18 protein-coding genes are annotated in these 20840 nt (G+C 64.9%); 10 read left to right on the plus strand and 8 right to left on the minus strand.

The genetic code is table 11. The features are described 5' to 3' along the window. Positions 1 to 2 precede the first annotated feature (2 nt). The 7 genes from ML540_RS16115 to glpX all read left to right on the plus strand — a co-directional run bounded on the left by ML540_RS16115 (position 3) and on the right by glpX (position 7265). Positions 3 to 1679, plus strand: coding sequence for a tetratricopeptide repeat protein (locus tag ML540_RS16115; RefSeq protein WP_243363581.1), 1677 nt, complete (start codon positions 3 to 5; stop codon positions 1677 to 1679). Further along, a complete protein-coding gene (locus ML540_RS16120) occupies positions 1676 to 2554 on the plus strand; it encodes a hypothetical protein (protein ID WP_243363592.1) in 879 nt (292 codons plus the stop codon). The genes ML540_RS16115 and ML540_RS16120 overlap by 4 nt, the downstream gene beginning before the upstream one ends. 84 nt (positions 2555 to 2638) lie before the next feature. After that, positions 2639 to 3073 (plus strand): ribose 5-phosphate isomerase B, encoded by a 435-nt coding sequence (gene rpiB / locus ML540_RS16125; RefSeq protein ID WP_243363602.1) that lies wholly within the window; start codon positions 2639 to 2641, stop codon positions 3071 to 3073. Positions 3074 to 3085: 12 nt separating this feature from the next. Further along, a complete protein-coding gene (tkt, locus tag ML540_RS16130) occupies positions 3086 to 5083 on the plus strand; it encodes a transketolase (protein WP_243363605.1) in 1998 nt (665 codons plus the stop codon). Positions 5084 to 5533: 450 nt separating this feature from the next. After that, positions 5534 to 5836: an RNA recognition motif domain-containing protein gene (locus ML540_RS16135; RefSeq protein WP_243363608.1), complete on the plus strand. Its 303-nt coding sequence runs from the start codon at positions 5534 to 5536 to the stop codon at positions 5834 to 5836. An 84-nt stretch (positions 5837 to 5920) separates the two neighbouring features. Further along, entirely contained in the window at positions 5921 to 6139 is a 219-nt protein-coding gene (infA, locus tag ML540_RS16140; protein WP_243363611.1) for a translation initiation factor IF-1, read from the plus strand. Positions 6140 to 6281: 142 nt separating this feature from the next. Further along, positions 6282 to 7265 (plus strand): class II fructose-bisphosphatase, encoded by a 984-nt coding sequence (glpX, locus tag ML540_RS16145; protein WP_243363621.1) that lies wholly within the window; start codon positions 6282 to 6284, stop codon positions 7263 to 7265. Positions 7266 to 7450: 185 nt separating this feature from the next. Here the strand turns inward: glpX and clpX are convergent, their stop codons facing one another. From clpX to ML540_RS16185, 8 genes are all read right to left on the minus strand, one after another. Then, positions 7451 to 8704 (minus strand): ATP-dependent Clp protease ATP-binding subunit ClpX, encoded by a 1254-nt coding sequence (gene clpX / locus ML540_RS16150; RefSeq protein ID WP_243363629.1) that lies wholly within the window; start codon positions 8702 to 8704, stop codon positions 7451 to 7453. Between the two features lie 57 nt (positions 8705 to 8761). Next, entirely contained in the window at positions 8762 to 9370 is a 609-nt protein-coding gene (clpP, locus tag ML540_RS16155; RefSeq protein WP_341482670.1) for an ATP-dependent Clp endopeptidase proteolytic subunit ClpP, read from the minus strand. 197 nt (positions 9371 to 9567) lie between these two features. Then, a complete protein-coding gene (gene tig / locus ML540_RS16160) occupies positions 9568 to 10878 on the minus strand; it encodes a trigger factor (protein ID WP_243363639.1) in 1311 nt (436 codons plus the stop codon). Between the two features lie 85 nt (positions 10879 to 10963). Further along, positions 10964 to 12622 (minus strand): PAS domain-containing sensor histidine kinase, encoded by a 1659-nt coding sequence (locus ML540_RS16165; RefSeq protein WP_243363642.1) that lies wholly within the window; start codon positions 12620 to 12622, stop codon positions 10964 to 10966. After that, complete coding sequence (gene ercA / locus ML540_RS16170) at positions 12606 to 13772, minus strand: alcohol dehydrogenase-like regulatory protein ErcA (RefSeq protein WP_243363652.1); 1167 nt, start codon at positions 13770 to 13772, stop codon at positions 12606 to 12608. The genes ML540_RS16165 and ercA overlap by 17 nt, the downstream gene beginning before the upstream one ends. Positions 13773 to 13961: 189 nt before the next feature. Then, positions 13962 to 14312: a hypothetical protein gene (locus ML540_RS16175; RefSeq protein WP_243363655.1), complete on the minus strand. Its 351-nt coding sequence runs from the start codon at positions 14310 to 14312 to the stop codon at positions 13962 to 13964. A 17-nt stretch (positions 14313 to 14329) separates the two neighbouring features. Then, positions 14330 to 14938 carry a DUF8043 domain-containing protein gene (locus ML540_RS16180; protein ID WP_243363658.1) on the minus strand — a complete coding sequence of 203 codons (609 nt, stop codon included), beginning with the start codon at positions 14936 to 14938 and terminating at the stop codon, positions 14330 to 14332. A gap of 85 nt (positions 14939 to 15023) precedes the next feature. Further along, a complete protein-coding gene (locus tag ML540_RS16185; RefSeq protein ID WP_243363660.1) occupies positions 15024 to 16586 on the minus strand; it encodes a glycosyltransferase family 9 protein in 1563 nt (520 codons plus the stop codon). A gap of 131 nt (positions 16587 to 16717) precedes the next feature. Between ML540_RS16185 and ML540_RS16190 the strand changes: the two genes are divergently transcribed. From ML540_RS16190 to ML540_RS16200, 3 genes are all read left to right on the plus strand, one after another. Next, positions 16718 to 18040: a malic enzyme-like NAD(P)-binding protein gene (locus tag ML540_RS16190; protein ID WP_243363662.1), complete on the plus strand. Its 1323-nt coding sequence runs from the start codon at positions 16718 to 16720 to the stop codon at positions 18038 to 18040. A gap of 144 nt (positions 18041 to 18184) precedes the next feature. Further along, entirely contained in the window at positions 18185 to 19849 is a 1665-nt protein-coding gene (locus tag ML540_RS16195; protein WP_243363665.1) for a glycoside hydrolase family 3 protein, read from the plus strand. Then, complete coding sequence (locus ML540_RS16200; protein WP_243363669.1) at positions 19846 to 20760, plus strand: DUF1848 domain-containing protein; 915 nt, start codon at positions 19846 to 19848, stop codon at positions 20758 to 20760. Before ML540_RS16195 ends, ML540_RS16200 begins: the two co-directional genes overlap by 4 nt. Positions 20761 to 20840 lie beyond the last annotated feature (80 nt).

Genomic DNA, 20840 nt, shown 5'->3' on the forward strand with positions numbered 1-20840 from the left:
CCATGCAGAAAATCGCTTGCGCCATCCTCGCGGCCCTGGCCCTGTCCGTGGCCGCCTGCGCGCCCAAGAAAGCCGCCGTTTCCGTTGACCCCTCCGCCAAGGGGCTCTCCCAGGGAGCAGCGACGGACTATTATTTCCTGCTCTACCAGGAGCTCAGCCGCAAGGGGCAGCCCCGCGAAGCCGCCCTGGTGCTGGAGAAGCTCATTGAGCTGGCTCCCTCGCCCGACCTTTACCGCGACCTGGCCAACCTCTATTGGGGCCTGGGCGATCCGGAGAAGACCCGCGAGGTGCTTGCCGAGGGCCTGAAGAAATTCCCGGACGAGAAGATCCTGCACTTCTACCAGGCCAACTCCTACCTGCTGCAGCGCCGCTTCGACGAGGCCATCGCCATCCTCAAGAACTACCTCGCGACCCACCCCAAGGACCAGACCACCAGCCAGGAGTTGGGGGCCGTGTACATGGAGGCCGGACGCTTCCAGGAGACCCTGGACTTCCTGGCCCAGGTTCCCCGGGAGAAGCGCACCCCGGCCATGGCCTATTACGAAGCCAAGGCCCTGGCGGGCCTGAACAAGCGCAAGCAGGCCATGGACAAGCTCCACCAGGCCCTGCGCGAGGACCCCAACCTTCTGGCCGCATGGTCCGAGTTGGCCTACCTGCACGAGCAGGCGGGCGAACTGCGCCAGGCCGAGGAAGCCTACCGCCGCATCATGGACCTGGGCGAGGACGGCCCCGAGGTCTGGACCAGGCTCATCAGGCTGGCCATCAAAGAGAAAAACGAAGCCAAGGCCATTGAATTTCTGGAAAAAGCTCCCGCAGACCGGACCTTCCTCTTCGAGGTCATGGGCATGTTCGTTGATGCCGGCTATCAGCAGGGCGCGGCCAAGGTGCTGGAGCGCCTGGCCCAGGACCAGCCGGGCAATCCCGACGTGCTCTTCCTCCAGGCCATGATCGCCGTGGACAAGGAAAAGAACCTGGAAAAGGCGTTCACCCTGCTTTCCCAGATCCCCAAGGGCCATAAATACTACGACAAGAGCCTGACCACCCGTATCCAACTGGCCCTGGACGCTGGTCAGCCCGAACGCGCGTGGCCTCTCATCCGGGAAGGCCGCGAGACCTACCCCGATCGCATCGAATTCTGGTTCTTCGAGGCCATCTATCACGACAAGAAGGGCGATCTGGCCAAGTCCGCCGAGGTCTACCGCGAAGCCGCGGCCAAATGGCCCGGAAGCACCGAGGCCCTTTACCGCTACGGAGTGGCCCTCGAGCGCATGAAGAACCGCGAGGAATCCCTCAAGGTCATGGAGCGCATCCTGACCCTGGAGCCGGGCAACCCCGACGCCCTCAACTTCGTGGGCTACGCCCTGGCCGAGGACGGACGCGACCTGGACCGCGCCCTGGACCTGGTGAGCAAGGCCCTGCTCACGAGCCCTGAAAATCCCTACTATATCGACTCCCTGGCCTGGGTGCACTTCAAGCGCGGCGACCTCAAGAAAGCCTGGGCCGAAATCCAGCGCGCCGTGGCCAAACCCATGGAAGACCCGGCCATTTGGGAGCACTACGGCGACATCGCCAAGGCCATGGGCAACCGCAAGGACGCTGCCAAAGGATACTCCCGCGCCCTGGAGATGGGGGCGTCCAACGCAGGCGAGATCAAGGGCAAGCTGGACCGCCTGAAATGATGCGCCGCGCCCTTGCCAGCCGGGCCGCACGAGCCCTCCCTCGCAGGAGAACACCGGAGCGGGGCCGCCTGTGCGCCCTTGCCCTGCTGCTGGCGTGCGGTCTTGCCGCCTTCACCGGCTGCGCCCCCACCGGCGGCAAGGCCGGCTTCGACGCGGGTCAGGCCCAGGCCCTGTGGGCCTCGTTCGCCGCATCTTCGGCCGACGCCCCGCAATCGTTCTCCCTGTCGGCCAGCCTGTCCATCCAGAGCCCCCAGAAGTCCGCGCGCCTGCTGGTGAAGTTCTGGGGCAACCTGGAGCGCCCCCTGCGCCTGGACCTGTCTTCCGGCATGGGCCAGACGTTCGCCATGTGGCGCGAGGATTCCCTTGGCTGGCTGGCGGTCTATCCCCTGTCCAGCCAGGCGTTCACCCACAAGGACACCAAGGCCGCCCTGGGAAGGCTCGGCATGCCCATTCCGCTCAACCTCAAAGAACTGGCCGCGCTGTCCGCCGGGCGCTACTCCACGCTGCTGCCAGCGGCCTTCAAGAGCGTCAGGAAGACGTCCACGGGCTACGAATACACCTTTGGCGCGACTTCCGTGTTTTCCTCGGTCACCCTTGACTTCGAAGGCAAACCCATCCATATCGTCGGCAAAGGTGTTGAGCCCTGGAGCGTCGACCTGGGCGATTTCGCGGCTGCCGAATCCGGCCGCAAACCTTTGGCCCAGCGCATCCAGTTGACCACCCCGGGCGGTCTGCAGGTGGTCCTCAGGGTCAAGAAACTCGAACTGAGTCCCGAGGCCATGACGGATTCGTCCCTGGAACTCCCCCTGCCCCCCCAGGCCAGGCACATCCCCCTGGACCGGCCGGGCGACTTCCGGGCTCCTGATCTGCCATAGCGGCCTTCCGGCCCGGACGGGCCGCCGTTTCCGTTTTTCGATAGCACGCATAAGCAGCAAACCATCATCTACCGGGGCAACTCCATGAGCACTCCCGTCATCTTCGGTTCCGACCACGCCGGCTACGCCCTCAAAGAACAGCTCAAGACCTATGTCGCGAGCCTGGGCCGCGAGGTCCTGGACGTGGGCACCAACAGCCTGGACAGCTGCGACTACCCGCTGTTCGCCTTCAAGCTGTGCGACCTTGTCCTTGAGAAGAACAGCCTGGGCATCCTCATCTGCGGCACCGGCCTTGGCATGTCCATGGCCGCCAACCGCCGCCCCGGCATCCGCGCCGCACTGTGTTCCAACGAATACATGGCCCGCATGACCCGGCTGCACAACAACGCCAACGTGCTCTGCCTGGGCGAACGCTGGATGGGGCCGGGCCTTGGCGAATCCATCGCCAAAACGTTTCTCGAAACCGAATTCGAAGGCGGACGCCACCAGCGCCGCATCGACCTCTTCGACACCCTTTAGAAGGAATCTGCCATGTCCGCGATCATCGAGAAGGACCGCCTGGCGGTCAACGTCATCAAGGGCCTCATCATGGACCAGTCCCGCAAGGCCAATTCCGGCCATCCCGGCGGGCCAATGTCTTCGGCCGACATGGCCTACGTCCTTTTCAAGGAGTTCCTCAACTATTCGCCCGACGACGCCGAGTGGTTCAACCGGGACCGCTTCGTGCTCTCCGCCGGGCACGAGTCCGCCCTGCTCTACGCCCTGCTGGCCTTCCGGGGCCTTCTGACCATGGACGACCTCAAGGCGTTCCGCCAGTGGAAATCCCGCACGCCGGGCCACCCGGAGGTGCACGTCACCCCCGGCGTCGAAGCCACCACCGGCCCCCTGGGCCAGGGCTTCTCCATGGCCGTGGGCATGGCCACCGCCGAGTGCATGCTGCGCGCCCGCCTGGGACAGGACATCTGCGAGCACTTCACCTACGCCCTGGCCTCCGACGGCGACCTCCAGGAGCCCGTGGCCCTGGGCAGCGCCTCCCTGGCCGGACGCTGGGGCCTGGGCAAGCTGATCGTCCTGTACGACGCCAACCAAATACAGCTCTCCGGCCCCACCAAGGTCTGCGACTGCGCCAACTACAAGACCGTCTTCGAGGGCCTGTGCTGGCACGTGATCGAGATCGACGGCCACGACCACGAGGCCATCCGCAAGGCCATCGCCCAGGCCAAGGCCGAAACCAAGCGCCCCACGCTCATCATCGGCCACACCGTCATCGCCAAGGGCACGGCCACCCGCGAGGGCGACTTCGAAACCCACGGCTCGCCCCTGCCCGCCGAGGAGATAGCCGCCACCAAGAAGAAGCTCGGCCTGCCCGAGGACAAGTCCTTCTACCTGCCTGAAGAGGCCGTGGAAGCCTTCCGCGCCCGCGTCCCCGAACTGCGGGCCATGGCCGCCGGGTGGAACAAGACCTTCGAGGCCAAGCTCGACAAGGACCAGGCATTCCAGGACCTCTGGCGCACCGTGAAACGCAACCCCGGCAACCGCTCCTTCTCCTGGCCGGCCTTCGAGTCCGGAACCAAGATCGCCACCCGCTCCGCCTGGGGCAAGTGCCTGGAGGCCCTCATCGACCAGCTGCCCATCCTCGTGGGCGGATCGGCCGACCTGGACCCCTCCAACATGACCGCCAAGTTCCGCGACAAGGTGGGCAATTTCAGCTCCTGCGAGCCCCTGGGCCGCAACCTGTCCTTCGGCGTGCGCGAATTCCCCATGGGGGCCATCGTCAACGGCATCGCCCTGCACGGCGGGCTGGTTCCCTTCGGCGCCACCTTCCTGACCTTCTCGGACTACGAGCGCAACGCGCTTCGCATGTCCGCCCTGCAGCACCTGCCCGCGCTGCACATCTTCACCCACGACTCCTTCCACCTGGGCGAGGACGGCCCCACCCACCAGCCTATCGAGCACGTCAGCGCCCTGCGGCTGATCCCCAACATGCTGGTGATGCGCCCGGCCGACGCCCGCGAGACCGCCCTGTGCCTGGAAACGGCGCTGAAGCAGACCAGCCGTCCCACCTGCATGATGCTCTCGCGCCAGAACCTGCCGGTCATGGACCCCACGGCCTACCCGGCGGTGCTCGAAGGCGCGAAGAAGGGCGGCTACATCCTGCGTGACGCGCCCGGCGGCAAGCCCGACCTCATCATCCTGGCTTCCGGCTCCGAGGTGCCCATGGCCCTGGCCGCCGCCGAAGCCCTGACCGAGCGCAAGGTGCGCGTGGTGAACATGTGCTGCATGGAGCTCTTCGACGAGCAACCCCAGCTCTACAAGGACGAGGTCCTGCCGCCCGAATGCATCTGCCGCGTGGCCGTGGAGGCCGGACGCCCCGAGCTGTGGTACAAATACGTGGGATGCGGCAGCCTGGTGCTCGGCATCACCCACTTCGGGGACTCCGCTCCGGCGGACCTGCTGGCCGAGAAGTACGGCTTCACCGCCGAGAACCTGATCAAGCTGGTGCGCGAACGCATCGCCCTTGGCGGCTAGGCTCCGGTATCCGCGATTCGACAAGTCCCCGTCCTGACCCAGGACGGGGACTTTCTCGTGGTCTGTCTTTGGCGGTGCTGGCGGCCTCTGTGGATTGCAGGCTTTTCCATGCAATTTTGGCCTATTGCATCGCCTTTACTAGACCATCCCGGTTTGATTGGGGATGACGGGAACATGGCACGCTCCGGGGGCGTGGAGTTTTCCATGCTTTTTCCTTGCCCGAACCCTCCGGAATTGCACGCAACAAAGCCGTTCGGGCGTATTTTCCGTCCCGCCTCAAATTTTTTTTGATTTTTTTTCGGGATTGCTCTTTTTTCACTTGACCTTTCCCGAAATGCATTTACTTTCCCTCTGCAAACGGCATCGGTCTTGTTGAGTGTTGGGTCAAGCGTGTGCTTCGCTCCAATTTGATAAGAATGAATGCCAAATACCATTTTGGAGTCTATGCACATGGCTAAGAAACTGTATGTCGGCAATCTGCCCTTCTCCGCCTCCGAAGACGACGTCCGCGACTACTTCGCTCCCTACGGCGAGGTGATCTCCGTGGCCCTGATCACCGATCGTGAGACCGGCCGCCTGCGTGGCTTCGGCTTCGTCGAGATGAACGACGAAGGTGCCCTTGCCGCCATCGAAGCCCTGGACGGCCAGAGCTTCATGGGCCGCAACCTGAAGATCAACGAAGCTCAGGAGCGTCCCCGCCGTTCTTTCGACAATAACCGTTCCGGTGGCGGCGGCGGCCGTCGTCCCTGGTAATTCCAGCGAGACAGTCCATTCAAGAGCCCCATCCCTTTTGGGATGGGGCTCTTTTTTTTCACATGTACAGCCGGAGGTGTTCCGATGGCTAAAGACGACGGCATTGAAATAGCCGGAGTGGTGCAGGAAGCGCTGCCCGGCACCATGTTCCAGGTACAACTGGAAACGGGTCAGATGGTTCTGGCCTATCTTTGCGGCAAGATGCGCAAATTCCGGATCAAGATTCTTCCCGGCGATTCGGTGAAGGTGATGATGTCCCCCTACGACCTCACCAAGGGACGCATCACCTTCCGCGCCAAGTAGTTTCCCTTTGCCATATCGTCGGCTGCATCAGCGCCGACGCATGCGGACGGGCGGACACCCCCATGGGATGCCCGCCCGTTCGGTCTTTACGCGGCCGTTGTTTTTCTCTAGTTTCCCCGGACCAATTTTCTCCGGAGGCAACATGGAAGCTCCCGACCGCAACCTCGCACTCGATCTCGTCCGCGTCACCGAAGCCGCCGCGCTGTCCAGCGCCCGCTGGCTCGGCAAGGGCGACAAGAACTCCGGCGACCAGGCCGCCGTGGACGCCATGCGCCTCTCCTTCAACACCATCAACATCACGGGCGTCATCGTCATCGGCGAAGGCGAGAAGGACGAGGCCCCCATGCTCTTCAACGGCGAGGACGTGGGCTCCGGAACCGGCCCGGCCATGGACGTGGCCGTGGACCCGGTGGAAGGCACCCGCCTGCTGGCCTACGGCCGCCCCAACGCCATCTCCGTGGTGGGCGTGGCCCCCAAGGGCTCCATGTTCGATCCCGGCCCCAGCTTCTACATGCAGAAGCTGGTGGTGCCCTCGCAGGCGCGCGACGCCGTGGACCTGGACGCCCCCGTGGCCGACAACCTCCTCAAGGTGGCCAGGGCCCTGGGCAAGGACGTGGACGACCTGGTGGTCTTCGTGCTGGACAAGCCCCGCCACAAGAAACTCATCGAGGACATCCGCGCCGCCGGGGCGCGCATCCAGCTGCACACCGACGGCGACGTGGCCGGTTCTCTCATGGCCCTGGACCCCAAGGACATGGTGGACGTGATGATGGGCACTGGCGGCACCCCCGAGGGCGTGCTCTCGGCCTGCGCCATCCGCGCCGTGGGCGGCCAGATGCTGGCGCGGCTCGACCCGCAGTCCGACGAGGAGCGCAAGGGCCTGCTGGACGCGGGCTACGACCTCAATCGGGTGCTCACCGCCGAGGAACTGGTGGCAAGCCACGACACCTTCTTCGCGGCCACGGGCATCTCCGGCGGCACCTGGCTGGAGGGCGTCTCCTTCACCGGAACCGGAGCCGTGACGCACTCGCTGGTGCTGCGCGGCAAAACGGGCACCATGCGGCGCATCGAGTCCCACCACACCTGGGACAAGCTCATGAAGTTCAGCTCCGTGAAGTACGACTAGCATCCAGACGATTCGGCACTCCCGTCGAACGCACCGATTTCCGATAGAAGCCGTCGCTCCCGCCTTAGGATCGGCGGCTTCCGGTTTTGCGCATGCGCAAGCATGCCCCCAAGCGAAATTCCGAAAAAAAGCCCCCTTCCGTCGCCGGAAGGGGGCTTTTCAATTGCTTATGGGCGAAGCGCCGCTTAGGCGGTCTTCACTTCCTGCTGGTAGAAGAGCAGCGGGTCCTGCCCCTTTTCCACCACGGCCTTGTTGATCACGCACTCGGTGACGCCGGTGAGAGACGGCAGCTGGTACATGATGTCCAGCATGATGTTCTCCATGACGTTGCGCAGGCCGCGCGCACCGGTCTTGCGTTCGATGGACTTGCGCGCGATGGCCGCCAGGGCGTTGGAGGTGAAGCGCAGGCGCACCTTGTCCAGCTCGAAGAGCTTCATGTACTGCTTCACCAACGCGTTCTTGGGCTCGGTGAGGATGCGGATCAGGTCCTCCTCGGAGAGCTCCGTGAGCGAGGTGATGATGGGGATGCGTCCCACGAACTCGGGGATGAGGCCGAACTTCACCAGGTCGGACGGATGGGCCTGGGCCAGCAGCTTGGACATGTCGTCCTCGCGCGGGCCTTCCATCTTGGCGCCGAAGCCCAGGGCGGTGCCCCGGTTGCGCTGCTGCACAAGCTTCTCCAGGCCGATGAACGCGCCGCCCACGATGAACAAGATGTTGGCGGTGTTGAGCCGGATGAACTCCTGCTGGGGGTGCTTGCGCCCGCCTTTCGGTGGAATATTCGCCTCGGTGCCCTCGATGATTTTGAGAAGCGCCTGCTGCACGCCTTCGCCGGACACGTCGCGGGTGATGGACGGGCTATCGGACTTGCGGGCGATCTTGTCGATCTCGTCGATGTAGATGATGCCCTTGGACGCGGCCTCGATGTCGTAGTCGGCGTTCTGCAGCAGCTGGACCAGGATGTTCTCCACGTCCTCGCCCACGTAACCGGCCTCGGTGAGAGTGGTGGCGTCGGCGATGGCGAAGGGCACCTTGAGGATGCGCGCCAGGGTCTGGGCCAAAAGCGTCTTGCCCGAGCCGGTTGGGCCGATGAGCAGGATGTTGGACTTGTCCAGCTCCACGTCGCCGTCCTTGGCTCCGCCGGAGTAGAACACGCGCTTGTAGTGGTTGTGCACGGCCACGGCCAGGATCTTCTTGGCCTGGTCCTGTCCGATGACGTAGTCGTCGAGCAGGCGCTTGATCTCGGCAGGGGGAAGGAGCTTTCCGTCCTCCACTTCCTCGTTCAGGCTCTCCTGGGCGATGATCTCGTTGCACAGCGAAACGCACTCGTCGCAGATGTAGACGTCCGGTCCGGCGATGAGGCGCTGCACCTCGTCCTGGTTCTTGCCGCAGAAGGAACAGCAAAGATCGGAGGAGACGGGGGTCTTCTTTTTGGTCATGTCATCTTCCCTGATGTCGCGCGGGGGCAGAAATTGCCGCCGCATTGCGAATCCGCGCTATTTGGTCTCTTCTTCCTGGGACTGGCGGGACGTGATGACCTTGTCGATCAGGCCGTATTTCACGGCTTCATCGGGGGTCATGAAGTAATCGCGTTCCGTGTCGTCACGGATTTTTTCAATATCCGTGCCAGTGTGCTTGGCCAGGATTTCGTTGAGCCTTTCCCTCATGCGGATAATCTCGCGGGCGTGAATGTCAATATCCGTGGCTTGACCCTGGAAGCCGCCCATGGGCTGGTGGATCATGATCCGGGCGTTGGGCAGGGCGTGGCGCATGCCCTTTTCTCCTGCTGCCAGAAGCAGCGCGCCCATGCTGGCGGCCTGTCCCATGCAGAGGGTGGACACCGGGCAGGAGATGAACTGGATGGTGTCGTAGATGGCCAGCCCCGCCGTGACCGAACCACCGGGCGAGTTGATGTAGATGGAGATTTCCTTCTTGGGGTCCTCGGACTCCAGGAAGAGGAGCTGGGCGCAGATCACGTTGGCCACATGGTCGTCCACGGGCGTGCCCAAAAGGATGATGCGGTCCTTGAGCAGGCGCGAGTAGATGTCGTAGGCGCGCTCGGTGCGCCCCGTGGTTTCGATGACGATAGGTATCTGGGCGTGCACCCTTATACTCCTTGGCTGAAATTGAACCGTGCGCCGGGGGCATGCCCCGCGCCAGATTCGACATTGACCCAACACGCGATGAAAAACAAGGCCGCGCTTGCGGGCCTGCGACGGGAAACGCCGGGACAGGCCATGGCCCGTCCCGGCGGATCGCATACATGAGCAGCCGGGCCGCTCGCGGCCGCGGACCGTGACGGCTAGGCTTCGGCCGGAACTTCCTTGGCCGGAACCTTGGTCACCTTGGCCTTGGAATAGATGAATTCCATGGCCTTGTCCGCCAGGAGCTTGTCGCGCACGGGGATGACCAGGCCGTTTTGCTCGTAGTGCTGCTTCACGGCAAGAACGTCCTGCCCGGTACGGGAGGCCACCTGCATGAAGTAGGCGTCCATCTCCTGGGGAGTGGTCTCGATCTTCTCGGCGTCGGAGAGCTTGAGCAGGAAGAGCTGGGCCTTGACGATCTCCTGGGCCTTGGGCTCGAATTCCTTGCGCAGTTCCTCGTCGGTCTTGCCCAAGGCCTCGGGGGCCTTGCCCTGGCGCTCGATCTTGTTCTTGGCGTCCTGGGTCAGGATGTTCATCTGCTCTTCAAGCAGGGCGGGGGGCAGGGGGAAGTCGACCTTCTCCAGAAGCCCGTCCAGGAGCTTCTTCTGGGCGGCGGCCTTGTAGAGCTGCTGGCGGCTTTGCACGTAGGAGCGCGAGATGGCCTCCTTGAGCTTTTCCAGGCTCTCGAAGCTGCCGGCCTTCTTGGCCAGCTCGTCGTCCACCGGGGGAAGCTCCTTTTCCTTGATGACGTGGACGGTGATGCTCATGTCCACGGTCTTGCCGGCCAGCTCCTGGTTGATGAAGTCGGCGGGGAAGCTCATCTTGCCGGTGTTGTCGGCGCCGGGCATGGTGGCCTTCACCAGATTCTCGAAGTCGGGCAGGGCCTGGCCCTCGCCCAGCGACAGCTGGAAATTCTCGGCGCGCACGCCCGGAATGGGCTCGCCGTTCTCGGTAGCGCTGAAGCTGACCACGGCCACGTCCCCGTCCTTGGGCAGGCGGGCTTCGCGCACCACGGTGAGTTCGGCCAGGTTGCCCCGGATGCGCTCGATGACCTGGGAAACCTCTTCCTCGCTGGCCAGGGCTTCCTCTTCCTCGATCTCCAAGCCCTTGTACTCGGGCAGGGCGAAGTCAGGGCAGTGCTCGAAGGTGACGACGTAATCGATGGCCTTGTCCTTCTCCAGTTCCACGGGGCTCACGTCGAGCTTGGCGATGGCCAGGTACTTGAGGTTGGACATGATCTCGTTGATGTGCACGTTCATGAGATCATTGGCGGCCTCGCGAAGAATCTGGGTGCGGAACTTGGATTCAACGATGCTGGAGGGCACCTTCCCCTTGCGGAAGCCGCGCAGGTCCAGGTTCTGGCGGTAGATGGCCGTGGTGGCGGCCAGGGAGGCGTTGATCTCCTCGGCGGGAACCTTTACCTCGATCTTGGTCTCGACCGGGGACACTTCAGTAACGGTATAATCCATGGGACATGGCTCCTCAAGAGATATGGGGATGCGGACAAAGGGGTCTTCTTTAAGATAGTTCGGGCAAAAAGGAAAGCCCCGGTCTTCAGGCCCGTTTTTCCCGGGCCGGACGGCCGTTCAACGGGAGCTTGACGCTCACCGTGGTGCCCTCCCCCGGCGCGGAACGCACCCCCACCCTGCCCTCGTGCTGTTCCACTACGATGTAGTACACCACGGAAAGTCCGAGCCCGGTGCCTTCGCCGGGCCCTTTGGTGGTGAAGAAGGGCTCGAACACGCGCTCCCGGGTGGCGTCGTCCATGCCGGGGCCGTTGTCCTCAACCTCGATGCAGGCCAGTCCGTCGCACAATCCGGTGCGGATGGTGATGGCCGGTTCGGGGGTGCCGCTGGCGGACAGGGCCTGGGCGGCGTTCTTGATCAGGTTCAGGATGACCTGTTCGATCTGGGTGGGCACGCACCATACCGAGGGCAGGACCGGATCGTCCTGGCGGGTGATGCGTATATGGCGGAAATCGTATTTCTTCTTGATATCGAATTCGCTCAGGGCCAGCTCCAGGGCCTTGTCCACCATCTGCGACAGCGGCACCTGGGCCTTGCTCAGGTCCGAGCGGCGGCTGAACTCAAGGATGTTGCTCACGATGCGCGCAGCACGCACGCCTGATTCCTGAATGGAATGCAGCATTGAGGGAATCTCCCGCTGCTCCATGTAGGCCGCCAGCACGTCCAGGTCGAGGCCGGTGCTGGCTGCGGCCTTGCGGTTGGCTTCCAGGTCCGGGGCGAAACGGCGCAGCACCGACTGCACGCCCTGGAGGATTCCGGCCAGGGGGTTGTTGATCTCGTGGGCCATGCCCGCCGCCAGCGCGCCGACGGAGAGCATCTTCTCCGTCTGCATGAGGACCTCCTCCATACGCACGCGCGCGCTCACGTCGTCGATGCGGGCCACGGCCTCGCCCCGCCCCTGGCCCAGGGGGAACACGGTGGCGTCGTACCATTTCGCCACGCCCGGGTCCTTGCCCGGGAGCTTGCGCAGCGTTCGCGGCCGGTTGTCCGCCATCGCCCCGGCCAGCGCCGGGCCGAGGTCCGGCAGCCAAGGCAGGACACTGGCCAGGGTCATGCCCCGGGCCGATTCCGGAGCCACTCCGGCCATGTCGGCCCCGAGGGCGTTCAACAGGGTGATTTCCAGGCGGTCGTTCACCCCCACCAGGATGGAGGGCATGGCGTCCACGATGGAGCGCAGATACCCCCATGCGCGGGCCATGTCCCGTTGGGCCTCAATGCGCGCGGTCACGTCCCGGGCCACCACCACGGCCATGGAGCGGTTGTTCATCCCCAGGACGTTGACGGTGATCCCGGCCGGGAAACGCCCTCCCCCGGCCAGGGGCAGGTGGAAGACCTGGTCGTCCGACGTGGCGGCCTCGCAGGAAAGCAGTCGGGCCGCCTCGGACGCCTCGTCCGGCGAGAGGAGGTCCTGGATGCTCGTACCCAGGAGCTTTTCGCGCTCGGTTCCGGTCTTTCTCCAGGCGGTTTCGTTGGCGTCCAGGATGCGGCCGGATTCGGCCTCGACCACGAAGATGAGATCGCCCGCGCTGTCGAGAAGCGTGCGGAAACGCTCCAGCTCCTCCATGCGCTTGCGCAGCTCCGGATAATAGGTCTTGCGCACGGAGCGCTCTCCGAGCCCCATGAGCTTGTCGCGAAGGCCGCCGTGCTCTTCGCCGTCGTCAGGACCGCCCTCAGAGGGCCGCTTCATAGATCGCCTCGATATCCGCCTGGGTCGGCTTGCGCGGATTGGTGAGCAGGCAGGGGTCCTGCATGGCCAGTTCGGCCAGGTGCGGAATGTCGGCGCGGGTCACGCCCAGGTCCGCCAGGTTCCGGGTGATGCCCACGTCCACCCGGAGCTGCCCGATGGCCGCCAGGAGGCAGTCCCGGACCTCGCCGTCCGGAGCGCCGTCCACGACGCAGCCGAGCGCCCGGGCCACCTCGCGGTAGCGTTCTGGCGCTGAGGAGAAGTTGTAGGCAATCACCGGCCCCAGCAGGATGGCGTTGCATTCCCCGTGGGGCAGGTCCAGGCTTCCGCCCAGGCTGTGGGCCATGCCGTGCACTGCCCCAAGGATTGCGTTGGAGAAGGCCAGGCCCGCGTCCAGGCTGGCCAGGCACATCTTGGACCGCGCCTCGATGTCCCCAGCTACGCGCACGGCCCGGACCAGATACCCGCGCACCAGCCGCATGGCCTCCAGGGCGAAGAGGTCGGTCACGGGCGAACTGGCGTTGGACACATACGCCTCGATTGAATGGGTCAGGGCGTCGACACCGGTCTCGGCGGTGAGCGCGGCGCTCATGGTGGTGGTCAGCAGGGGGTCCAGCAGGGACACGTCGGGCACCAGCATCTTGCTCACCAGGGCGATCTTCACCTTGCGGATGGTGTCGCTTATGATGGCGAACTGGGAGACGTCGGCCGAGCTGCCGGACGTGGTCGGCACGCACACCATGGGCGGCAGGGCGCACTCGACGGTGTCCACCCCTTCGTAGGCCAGGATGTCGCCCCCACAGGCGATGACCACGCCGATGCCCTTGGCGCAGTCCAGCACGCTGCCCCCGCCCAGGGCCACCAGGGCGTCGCAGCCCTTTTCCGCGTAGATCTTCGCCCCGGCCATGACCTCGTAGTCCTTGGGGTTGGGCGTGATCTGGCTGTAGACTACGCAGTCGAACCCGGCAGTTTCCAGCTGGGACCTGAGCTTATCAGCCCAGCCGGCCGCGATGAGCCCTTGGTCCGTGACCAGCATGGGACGCCGTGCCCCGAGGTTGGCGGCGTACTGGGCGGCCAGCCGTGACGAGCCCTCGCCGAACACGAACTCCGGAGCGACGAATTTCCTCAAGGCGCTGTCCTGGTCGCCGGCCATGTCTTCCCCCGGGGATGGAGGTTTACGGTACTTGTCTGCACGATTAGCACGGCAAGCCCTGGCGAGTCAAAACTTCCCGGAACGAACTCGGGCGGCGGCAATAAAAAGCCGAAAACCCCCTCGCGCGCAGCGCGAGGGGGTTGCGCCCGGCCTCGAGGCCGGGTGTAATGCCCGACGGCCGGGCCGGTGTCAGCCCGCCCTGTCGATAAACCTGCCGCCGATGGGAGAGACTCGAAGCGACGAACGGTATCCCGTCAGGCGCTGGTTCTCCTGCCTGGCTCTCAGAAGGTCCCGCTTGATGGCTTCGTGGAGCCGTCGCGCCTCGGCCGTGATCTGCCCCTGCAGTCCTTGCAGCTGCACGAGCTTCTCCTTGAGGTCGCTGATCTTCTTGGGATCGCGCATGCGCCACGCCTCTTCCATGAGGTTCAGGCGTTCCTGCGCCAGGCGTTCGGCCTCCTCGACCTCCCCCTGCGCCAGCTGGGAGAGCTCCATGCGCCCCGCCTCCAAGGCCCGATCCAGGATGTCCAATTCGTCGTTCATCGAAATGCCGCCTTGAGTTAAGCCGCGCGGGCAACTTCCTTGATGTCCTCGCGCAGTTGGGCCACGATCTTCTTCCATCTCTCGACCGCGGGGATGAACTCGAACTCGAGCAGGTCCGCGAGCAGGATCCAGTCCTCGTTCTCGATGACTTCGAGCATCTCGGAGAACAGGCTGGAGAGCTCCTCGGCGGACTCGTTGAAGTTGGGGGTGTGCTTGAGGCTGAACTCGCCGCGCAGCACGCCGATCATGCCGATGAAGTCGCGGGTGACGTCCATGAGGTCCTGGTAGACTTCCAGGGCCTCGTTGTCGTCGGCCTTGCGGAAGAGCTCGGCCACGCGGCGCGCGCCGTGGTCCATGAGGGTGACCACCTTGTAGAGCTCGCGAGTGATGTTCACGGCCATTTCGCTGGTGGGCATGGACACGATCTCCACCGACTCGATGTCGGAGGCTTCGACGTCCTCGGCCTGATGGGGGTAAATTTCGGAGAAAGGCTCCTTGTTGACCAGCACATCGGTAACGATGCGGCCTTCGAGGTACCTGTCTTCCATCACCTTGACGAGAAGCTGCTCCAGGTTATCGAAACTCTGGATTTGAAGTCCGGTTTCCCGGCCGTCCACAACGATCATGTCTCTCCCTCCTCGAAAAATATGTGGCGGTGGTGGCAAAAAATTCCTGCACCAACGCACATACAAGGAGCGTGCCAGACGTTGTTTATGGCCGCGGGGCGAGCAAGGAGGACAAGGACGAGACCAGTCCGGACACCTTTTGGGCGAAGGAGACGAAGTGATCGAGATCCTGGCTTTCGGCCTGGGAGAGGTGCATCCAGAGGTGCGCCAGGGCGCACAGGGAAGCGTCCGAGGCGAACAGGGAATCCAGGCGCTGCCAAGTGGCCAGGAACTTGGCGCGCATGGCGGGCCTGGGCGCGGCCGCCAGCACCCGGGCCTGCTGGAGCAGCACGTCCAAAAGCCCCGATGCCTGAATAAGGGTGGCACGGACTCCGGCGCGGAAGCCTTCGGGCAGGCCGTCCCCCTCGTCGCCCTGGAAGACCACGGGGTCACCGTCAAGAAACCGCCGCCAGGCGGCGCGCTGGATCCTGTTCCAAACGGCCCGTTGCCCCCCGCCGTGGCCGGAGCGGGATTCGAGATCCAGAAACCCGTCCGGAGAGCGCACGCACTCCCAGGCCCGCACCCCGAGTCCGGACAGCCCGGGCCAGCGCCCCGAGGCCAGGAATCCATCCAGGTAGGCGCACACCGCTTCGTGGGCCACATGCGTGCGGCAGGCGAAATCGATGGAGCATTGGTGCGAGAACGGACACGGGTGGCAGTCCATGTCCGGCTCCAGGCAAAGCGCGCCGGGCAGGTACGGCCCGGTGTCCCACGGCTGGGCCGTGGCCAGGAATATAGCCAGGATGGGCACATTGAGCCCGGCGGCCAGGTGCATGGTGCCGGTGTCGTTGGTGACCAGCAGGCGAAGCGAGCTTACAGCCGCGCCCAGCTGCCCGAGCCCCGTGGCCCCTGCCAGGCTGGCGTGGGGCACGGCAACGGCCCTGGCGAACTCTTCGGCCAGGGGAAGCTCGTCCTTGGAGCCCAGAATCACCGGCAGCAGGCGGTGGCGTTCCCAGAGAAACCCGGCCGTTCGCGCGAAAGACGCGACAGGCCACTGGCGCTTGGCCGCGCTGGCCCCCAGTTGCATCCCCACGAACCCCGCGTGAGGGGCGTCCGTCTGGGCGGCGATCAGCCCGGCCACGGCGCGCACGTCCTCGGGGGCCGGATCAGCCAGCCTGAATTCCCGGGGGGCGTCGCCCAGGTGCGCGCTCTTGAAGAAGAGGTCCACCAGGTTGAAGGGGCTCGATCCGCGATGGCGGGAAGTGGCCTCCAGGAAGGCGGCCCAGGCCGTGGAATAGGCCCCGAAACCGAATTCGTCCACGGCGAAGCCCAGGGCGTCACCGCCGCTTAGGGACCTGGCCAGGAGCCTGGCGGGAAGCGAGGGGGTCAGGTTGATGACCCGGTCGGGACGGAATTCTTGGCGCACCCGGTCGATCCATTCCAGGCAGCCGCCCAGGGCATCGGGCCAGGAGCGGTCCAGGTCGGCCAGGAAACGCTCCCCGGCCACGGGGTGCACCGCGTCCACGTCCCGGAGCAGGGCCGCCGCGCCCTGGAAGTTGCGCAGGCACACGAGGCCCGTGGAGTGTCCCAGGCGTTTGAGCCCGGTGAACACCGGCTGGGTCTGGAGGAGGTCCCCGAAACGGGTCAAATTTATGACCAGGGTGCGCATGGCAGACCTTTCCCGATCAAGAACCGGGCCACGCGAAACATGTTGCACAATCCGTCCGAGTGCCCTATCAGTCGAATCGTTCGCCAACTCGCCCGCTTCACCGCTTACCGCATTCTGGAGGACAGCTTATTATGGCTCTCAAAGAAGATGCACTGCGCTACCACTCGGCGGCGCGGACCGGCAAGCTCGAAGTGGTTCCCTGCAAACCTTTCCGCAACGCGTACGACCTGACCATGGCCTACTCCCCCGGTGTGGCTGCGGCCTGTCGCGAAATCCACGCCGACGCCGAGAAGATCTGGGAGTACACCAACCGCGGCAACCTGGTGGCCGTGGTGTCCAACGGAACGGCGGTCCTCGGCCTGGGCAACATCGGCCCCAAGGCCGGCAAGCCCGTCATGGAAGGCAAGGGTTTCCTGTTCAAGATCTTTGCCGACATCGACGTGTACGACCTGAACATCAACGCGCCCACCGTGGAGCAGGTCGTCAACTTCTGCAAGATGCTCGAACCCGGCGTCGGCGGCATCAACCTTGAGGACATCAAGGCCCCCGAGTGCTTTGAGATCGAGCAGGCCCTCATCGAGGCCCTTGAGATCCCCGTGTTCCACGACGACCAGCACGGCACGGCCATCGTGTCCGCCGCCGGCCTCATGAACGCCTGCGAGATCACTGGCAAGAAGATCGAGGACCTGCGCGTGGTCGTGTCCGGCGCGGGCGCCGCGGCCATCGCCTGCAGCAAGCTCTACGAGGCCATGGGCGTTCAGCGCGAGAACATCGCCATGTTCGACACCCGCGGCCACATCAACAAGAGCCGCACCGGCATGCACGCCACCAAGGTGTACTTCGGCGACGCCCAGAAGAAGGAATACGCCAGCCTCGGCGACGCCATGAAGGGTGCCGACGTGTTCCTGGGCCTGTCCGTGAAGGACGCGGTCAACCAGGACATGGTGAAGGCGATGGCCAAGAATCCCGTGATCTTCGCCATGGCCAACCCCGACCCCGAAATCTCCTACCCCGACGCCAAGGCCGCCCGCCCCGACGCCATCATGGGCACCGGCCGTTCGGACTTCCCCAACCAGGTCAACAACGTCTCCGGCTTCCCCTTCATCTTCCGCGGCGCCCTTGACGCGGGCTCCAAGAAGATCAACGAGCAGATGAAGATGGCCGCCGCCAAGGCCATTGCCGACCTGGCCAAGGAGCCCGTTCCTTCCGAGATCTGCGACATGTACGGTGTGAAGGAACTCAAGCTCGGCCTCGACTACATCATGCCCAAGGCCCTGGACTTCCGCATGCTCGAATGGGAAGCCCCCGCCGTGGCCCAGGCCGCCATCGACACCGGCGTGGCCACCAAGAAGCTGGACATGGCCCAGTACAAGAAGGACCTGCGCGTGCGCATCGACGACGCCCACAAGCGCATGAAGATGTACCTGGACACCTACGATCTGAGCATGATCTAGTCCGCGTACCGATTCCGACTCCAAGGGCGCGCCTTCAGGGCGCGCCCTTTTTTATCGCCGATGACCGAGGAATCGTATCGAACTTCGCCCCTGCCGCACGCCAAGCCCGTTCACCTTTTTAAGCGCATCGTATATCCTCGCCGCATGCGCGCCCTCATCCTATCCCTCATGCTTCTGATGCTCAGCCCGGCACTTCCGGCCAAGGCCGCCGATCCTACCGTGGACAAGCTCCTTGCCTCCATGACCCTGGAGGAAAAGATCGGCCAGATGATGCTGGTGGCCTTCAAGGGCCCGGCCATGTCCCCGGAGCTTGGGGACATGATCGCCAAGCGCCGCATCGGCGGGGTGATCCTCTATTCCTCCTGGGGCAACGTGGAGAATCTGCGCCAAGTGGCCGCACTGAACGCTTCCATCCAGGCAGAAGCGGCCCGACTGCAGCGCGGGGTGGGCCTGTTTGTGGGCGTGGACCAGGAAGGCGGCCCGGTCAACCGCTTGCGCCAGGGAGTCACGGTGTTTCCCAGCCAGATGGCCGTGGCCGCCACCGGCAACCGTGAGCACGCCAAAGCCATGGCCCGCATCCTGGCATCGGAGCTTTCTGTGCTGGGGTTCAACCTCGATTTCTCCCCAGTGGCCGACGTCAATTCCAACCCTGACAACCCCATCATCGGCATCCGGTCCTTCGGCTCCGACCCCAACGTGGTCTCGCGCCTCACCGCGGCCATGGTGGAGGAATTCGTCCGACTGCGCATGATCTGCACGCCCAAGCATTTCCCGGGACACGGCGACACCAACGTCGACTCCCACCTGGGCCTCCCCCGGTCCAACCACGACCGCAAGACCTTGGAGCGCATGGACTTCCCCCCCTTCGCGGCCGCGTTCAAAGCTCAAGCCCCGGCAGTGATGACCGCCCATGTGGAGGTCCCCGCGCTGGAACCGGCCAAGGATATTCCTGCCACCCTCTCCAACCGGGTGCTGGAAGGCGTGCTGCGCAAGGATATGCGCTTCGACGGGCTCATCGTCACCGATTCTCTGGGCATGGGGGCGCTCTCCAAGGGCGTGGGCACGGTCAGGGCGTCGGTCATGGCCGCCAAGGCCGGGGCGGACGTGCTCCTCTTCGGGGCGGACATCGGCCACGAACCCGAAGACCAGGTCAAGGCGTTCGACGCCCTGGTGGCCGCCGCCAAATCCGGGGAGCTGCCCATGGCCCGTGTCGACAGGGCCGTGGCGCGCATCCTGGAGGTGAAGAAGCGCTACGGAATTCTCGATCCAGCCGCCATCCCCGACCGCTCCATGGAGATCCCCTTCCAAGTGGGCAACCCGGAAAACCTCCAGGCCGCCCTGGCCATCGCCCAGGACAGCGTCACCCTGCTCCATGACCGCCTGAAGCTCCTGCCGTTCAGGTCCAAGGACCGCATCCTGGTGGTCTGGCCCCAGCGCACGCCGAACGACCCCGTGGACATGCTCGGACTGCCGCCCGGCGCGGCCCTCCTGCGCACCGATCGCGAGCCTTCCTCGCAGGATTTCCGCAACGCGGTGGAAGCGGCCGGAATCGTGGACAAGGTGGTGGTCATCACCTACGACGCCGCGCGCAATCCCGCCCAGCAGGGCCTCGTTCGCACCTTGCTGGCCATGAAGCCCCAGGGGGTCATCCACGTGGCCCTGGGCGCGCCCTACGACCTGTCCCTCTTCCCGGACGCCCCCGCCTCCGTGGCCACGTACGGCGACGTGCCGGTCAGCGTGCAGGCGCTCTCGGCCGCCCTGTCCGGACGCATCCCCTTCACGGGACGCTTGCCGGTCCGCCTGCCATGATCGTGAGCGCCACCCGGCGCGCCGACATCCCGGCCTACTATTCCCGCTGGTTCATGAACCGGATCAGGGCCGGATGGTGCGCCGTGCCCAACCCCTTCAATTCCCGCCAGGTCCTCCGGGTGGACCTCTCCCCGGAGCGTGTGGACGCCTTGGTCTTCTGGACCCGCGATCCCACCCCCCTGCTGGGCCACCTGGAGGAACTCGCGTCAATGGGCCACAGGTTCGTCTTCCAGTTCACCCTGGTGGAATATCCGCCCTGCATGCACCCGGGCATGAAGCCGCTGCCCGCGCGGCTGGAGGCTTTCAGGAGGCTCGCGGACGCCGTTGGTCCGGAGCGTGTTCTCTGGCGTTACGACCCGGTGGTGCTCACCGGCGAAACGGGCACGGATTTCCACCTGAAGGGATTCGAGATTCTGGCCCGCGCCCTGGAGGGCTCCACCCGCCGCGTCACCGTGAGCCTCATGGAACCCTACCGCAAGACACGCGCACGCATGGCCCGGATCGGTGCGCACCTGCTTGCCCCGGAAGAGCACGCCCTTGCGGGCATGTTCACGTCCATAGCCGAACTGGCTCGTTCCCGGGGCATGGAGCCGGTGAGTTGCGCAGACGAGGCCGGACTGGCCGGTCTCGGTTTCTTGCCGGGCGCGTGCGTGGACGCCCTCCTGCTCAACCGGCTTTTCTCCCTGGCCCTGCCCGAATCCCGGGACGTGAGCCAGCGTCCGGCCTGCCGTTGCGCCAAGAGCACGGACATCGGCATGTACGACGCCTGCCCGGCAGGATGCGCCTATTGCTACGCCACCCAGGACTTCGTCCGCGCCCGCAAGGCACTTTCCCGCCACGATCCCGATTCGCCGTCGCTTCTCGGGCGTTTCGAGCCGCCGCCCCCCCAACACCCGCTGTTCACGCCCTGAAACCGTTCCCTCCACTACGGGCAACGGCATGGATACTGGCGCAAGGCGGAGCTGCACGGCGACCTGCAACGGGCCGTGTC

The sequence above is a fragment of the Fundidesulfovibrio terrae genome (assembly GCF_022808915.1).
Lineage (GTDB): Bacteria > Desulfobacterota > Desulfovibrionia > Desulfovibrionales > Desulfovibrionaceae > Fundidesulfovibrio > Fundidesulfovibrio terrae.

What these genes read in the sequence shown, in the direction of transcription:
- ML540_RS16115 (WP_243363581.1), top strand. Translation starts at nt 3, where the DNA reads ATGCAGAAAATCGCTTGCGCCATCCTCGCGGCCCTGGCCCTGTCCGTG.
- ML540_RS16120 (WP_243363592.1), top strand. Translation starts at nt 1,676, where the DNA reads ATGATGCGCCGCGCCCTTGCCAGCCGGGCCGCACGAGCCCTCCCTCGC.
- rpiB (WP_243363602.1), top strand. Translation starts at nt 2,639, where the DNA reads ATGAGCACTCCCGTCATCTTCGGTTCCGACCACGCCGGCTACGCCCTC.
- tkt (WP_243363605.1), top strand. Translation starts at nt 3,086, where the DNA reads ATGTCCGCGATCATCGAGAAGGACCGCCTGGCGGTCAACGTCATCAAG.
- ML540_RS16135 (WP_243363608.1), top strand. Translation starts at nt 5,534, where the DNA reads ATGGCTAAGAAACTGTATGTCGGCAATCTGCCCTTCTCCGCCTCCGAA.
- infA (WP_243363611.1), top strand. Translation starts at nt 5,921, where the DNA reads ATGGCTAAAGACGACGGCATTGAAATAGCCGGAGTGGTGCAGGAAGCG.
- glpX (WP_243363621.1), top strand. Translation starts at nt 6,282, where the DNA reads ATGGAAGCTCCCGACCGCAACCTCGCACTCGATCTCGTCCGCGTCACC.
- clpX (WP_243363629.1), bottom strand. Translation starts at nt 8,704, where the DNA reads ATGACCAAAAAGAAGACCCCCGTCTCCTCCGATCTTTGCTGTTCCTTC.
- tig (WP_243363639.1), bottom strand. Translation starts at nt 10,878, where the DNA reads ATGGATTATACCGTTACTGAAGTGTCCCCGGTCGAGACCAAGATCGAG.
- ML540_RS16165 (WP_243363642.1), bottom strand. Translation starts at nt 12,622, where the DNA reads ATGAAGCGGCCCTCTGAGGGCGGTCCTGACGACGGCGAAGAGCACGGC.
- ercA (WP_243363652.1), bottom strand. Translation starts at nt 13,772, where the DNA reads ATGGCCGGCGACCAGGACAGCGCCTTGAGGAAATTCGTCGCTCCGGAG.
- ML540_RS16175 (WP_243363655.1), bottom strand. Translation starts at nt 14,312, where the DNA reads ATGAACGACGAATTGGACATCCTGGATCGGGCCTTGGAGGCGGGGCGC.
- ML540_RS16180 (WP_243363658.1), bottom strand. Translation starts at nt 14,938, where the DNA reads ATGATCGTTGTGGACGGCCGGGAAACCGGACTTCAAATCCAGAGTTTC.
- ML540_RS16185 (WP_243363660.1), bottom strand. Translation starts at nt 16,586, where the DNA reads ATGCGCACCCTGGTCATAAATTTGACCCGTTTCGGGGACCTCCTCCAG.
- ML540_RS16190 (WP_243363662.1), top strand. Translation starts at nt 16,718, where the DNA reads ATGGCTCTCAAAGAAGATGCACTGCGCTACCACTCGGCGGCGCGGACC.
- ML540_RS16195 (WP_243363665.1), top strand. Translation starts at nt 18,185, where the DNA reads ATGCGCGCCCTCATCCTATCCCTCATGCTTCTGATGCTCAGCCCGGCA.
- ML540_RS16200 (WP_243363669.1), top strand. Translation starts at nt 19,846, where the DNA reads ATGATCGTGAGCGCCACCCGGCGCGCCGACATCCCGGCCTACTATTCC.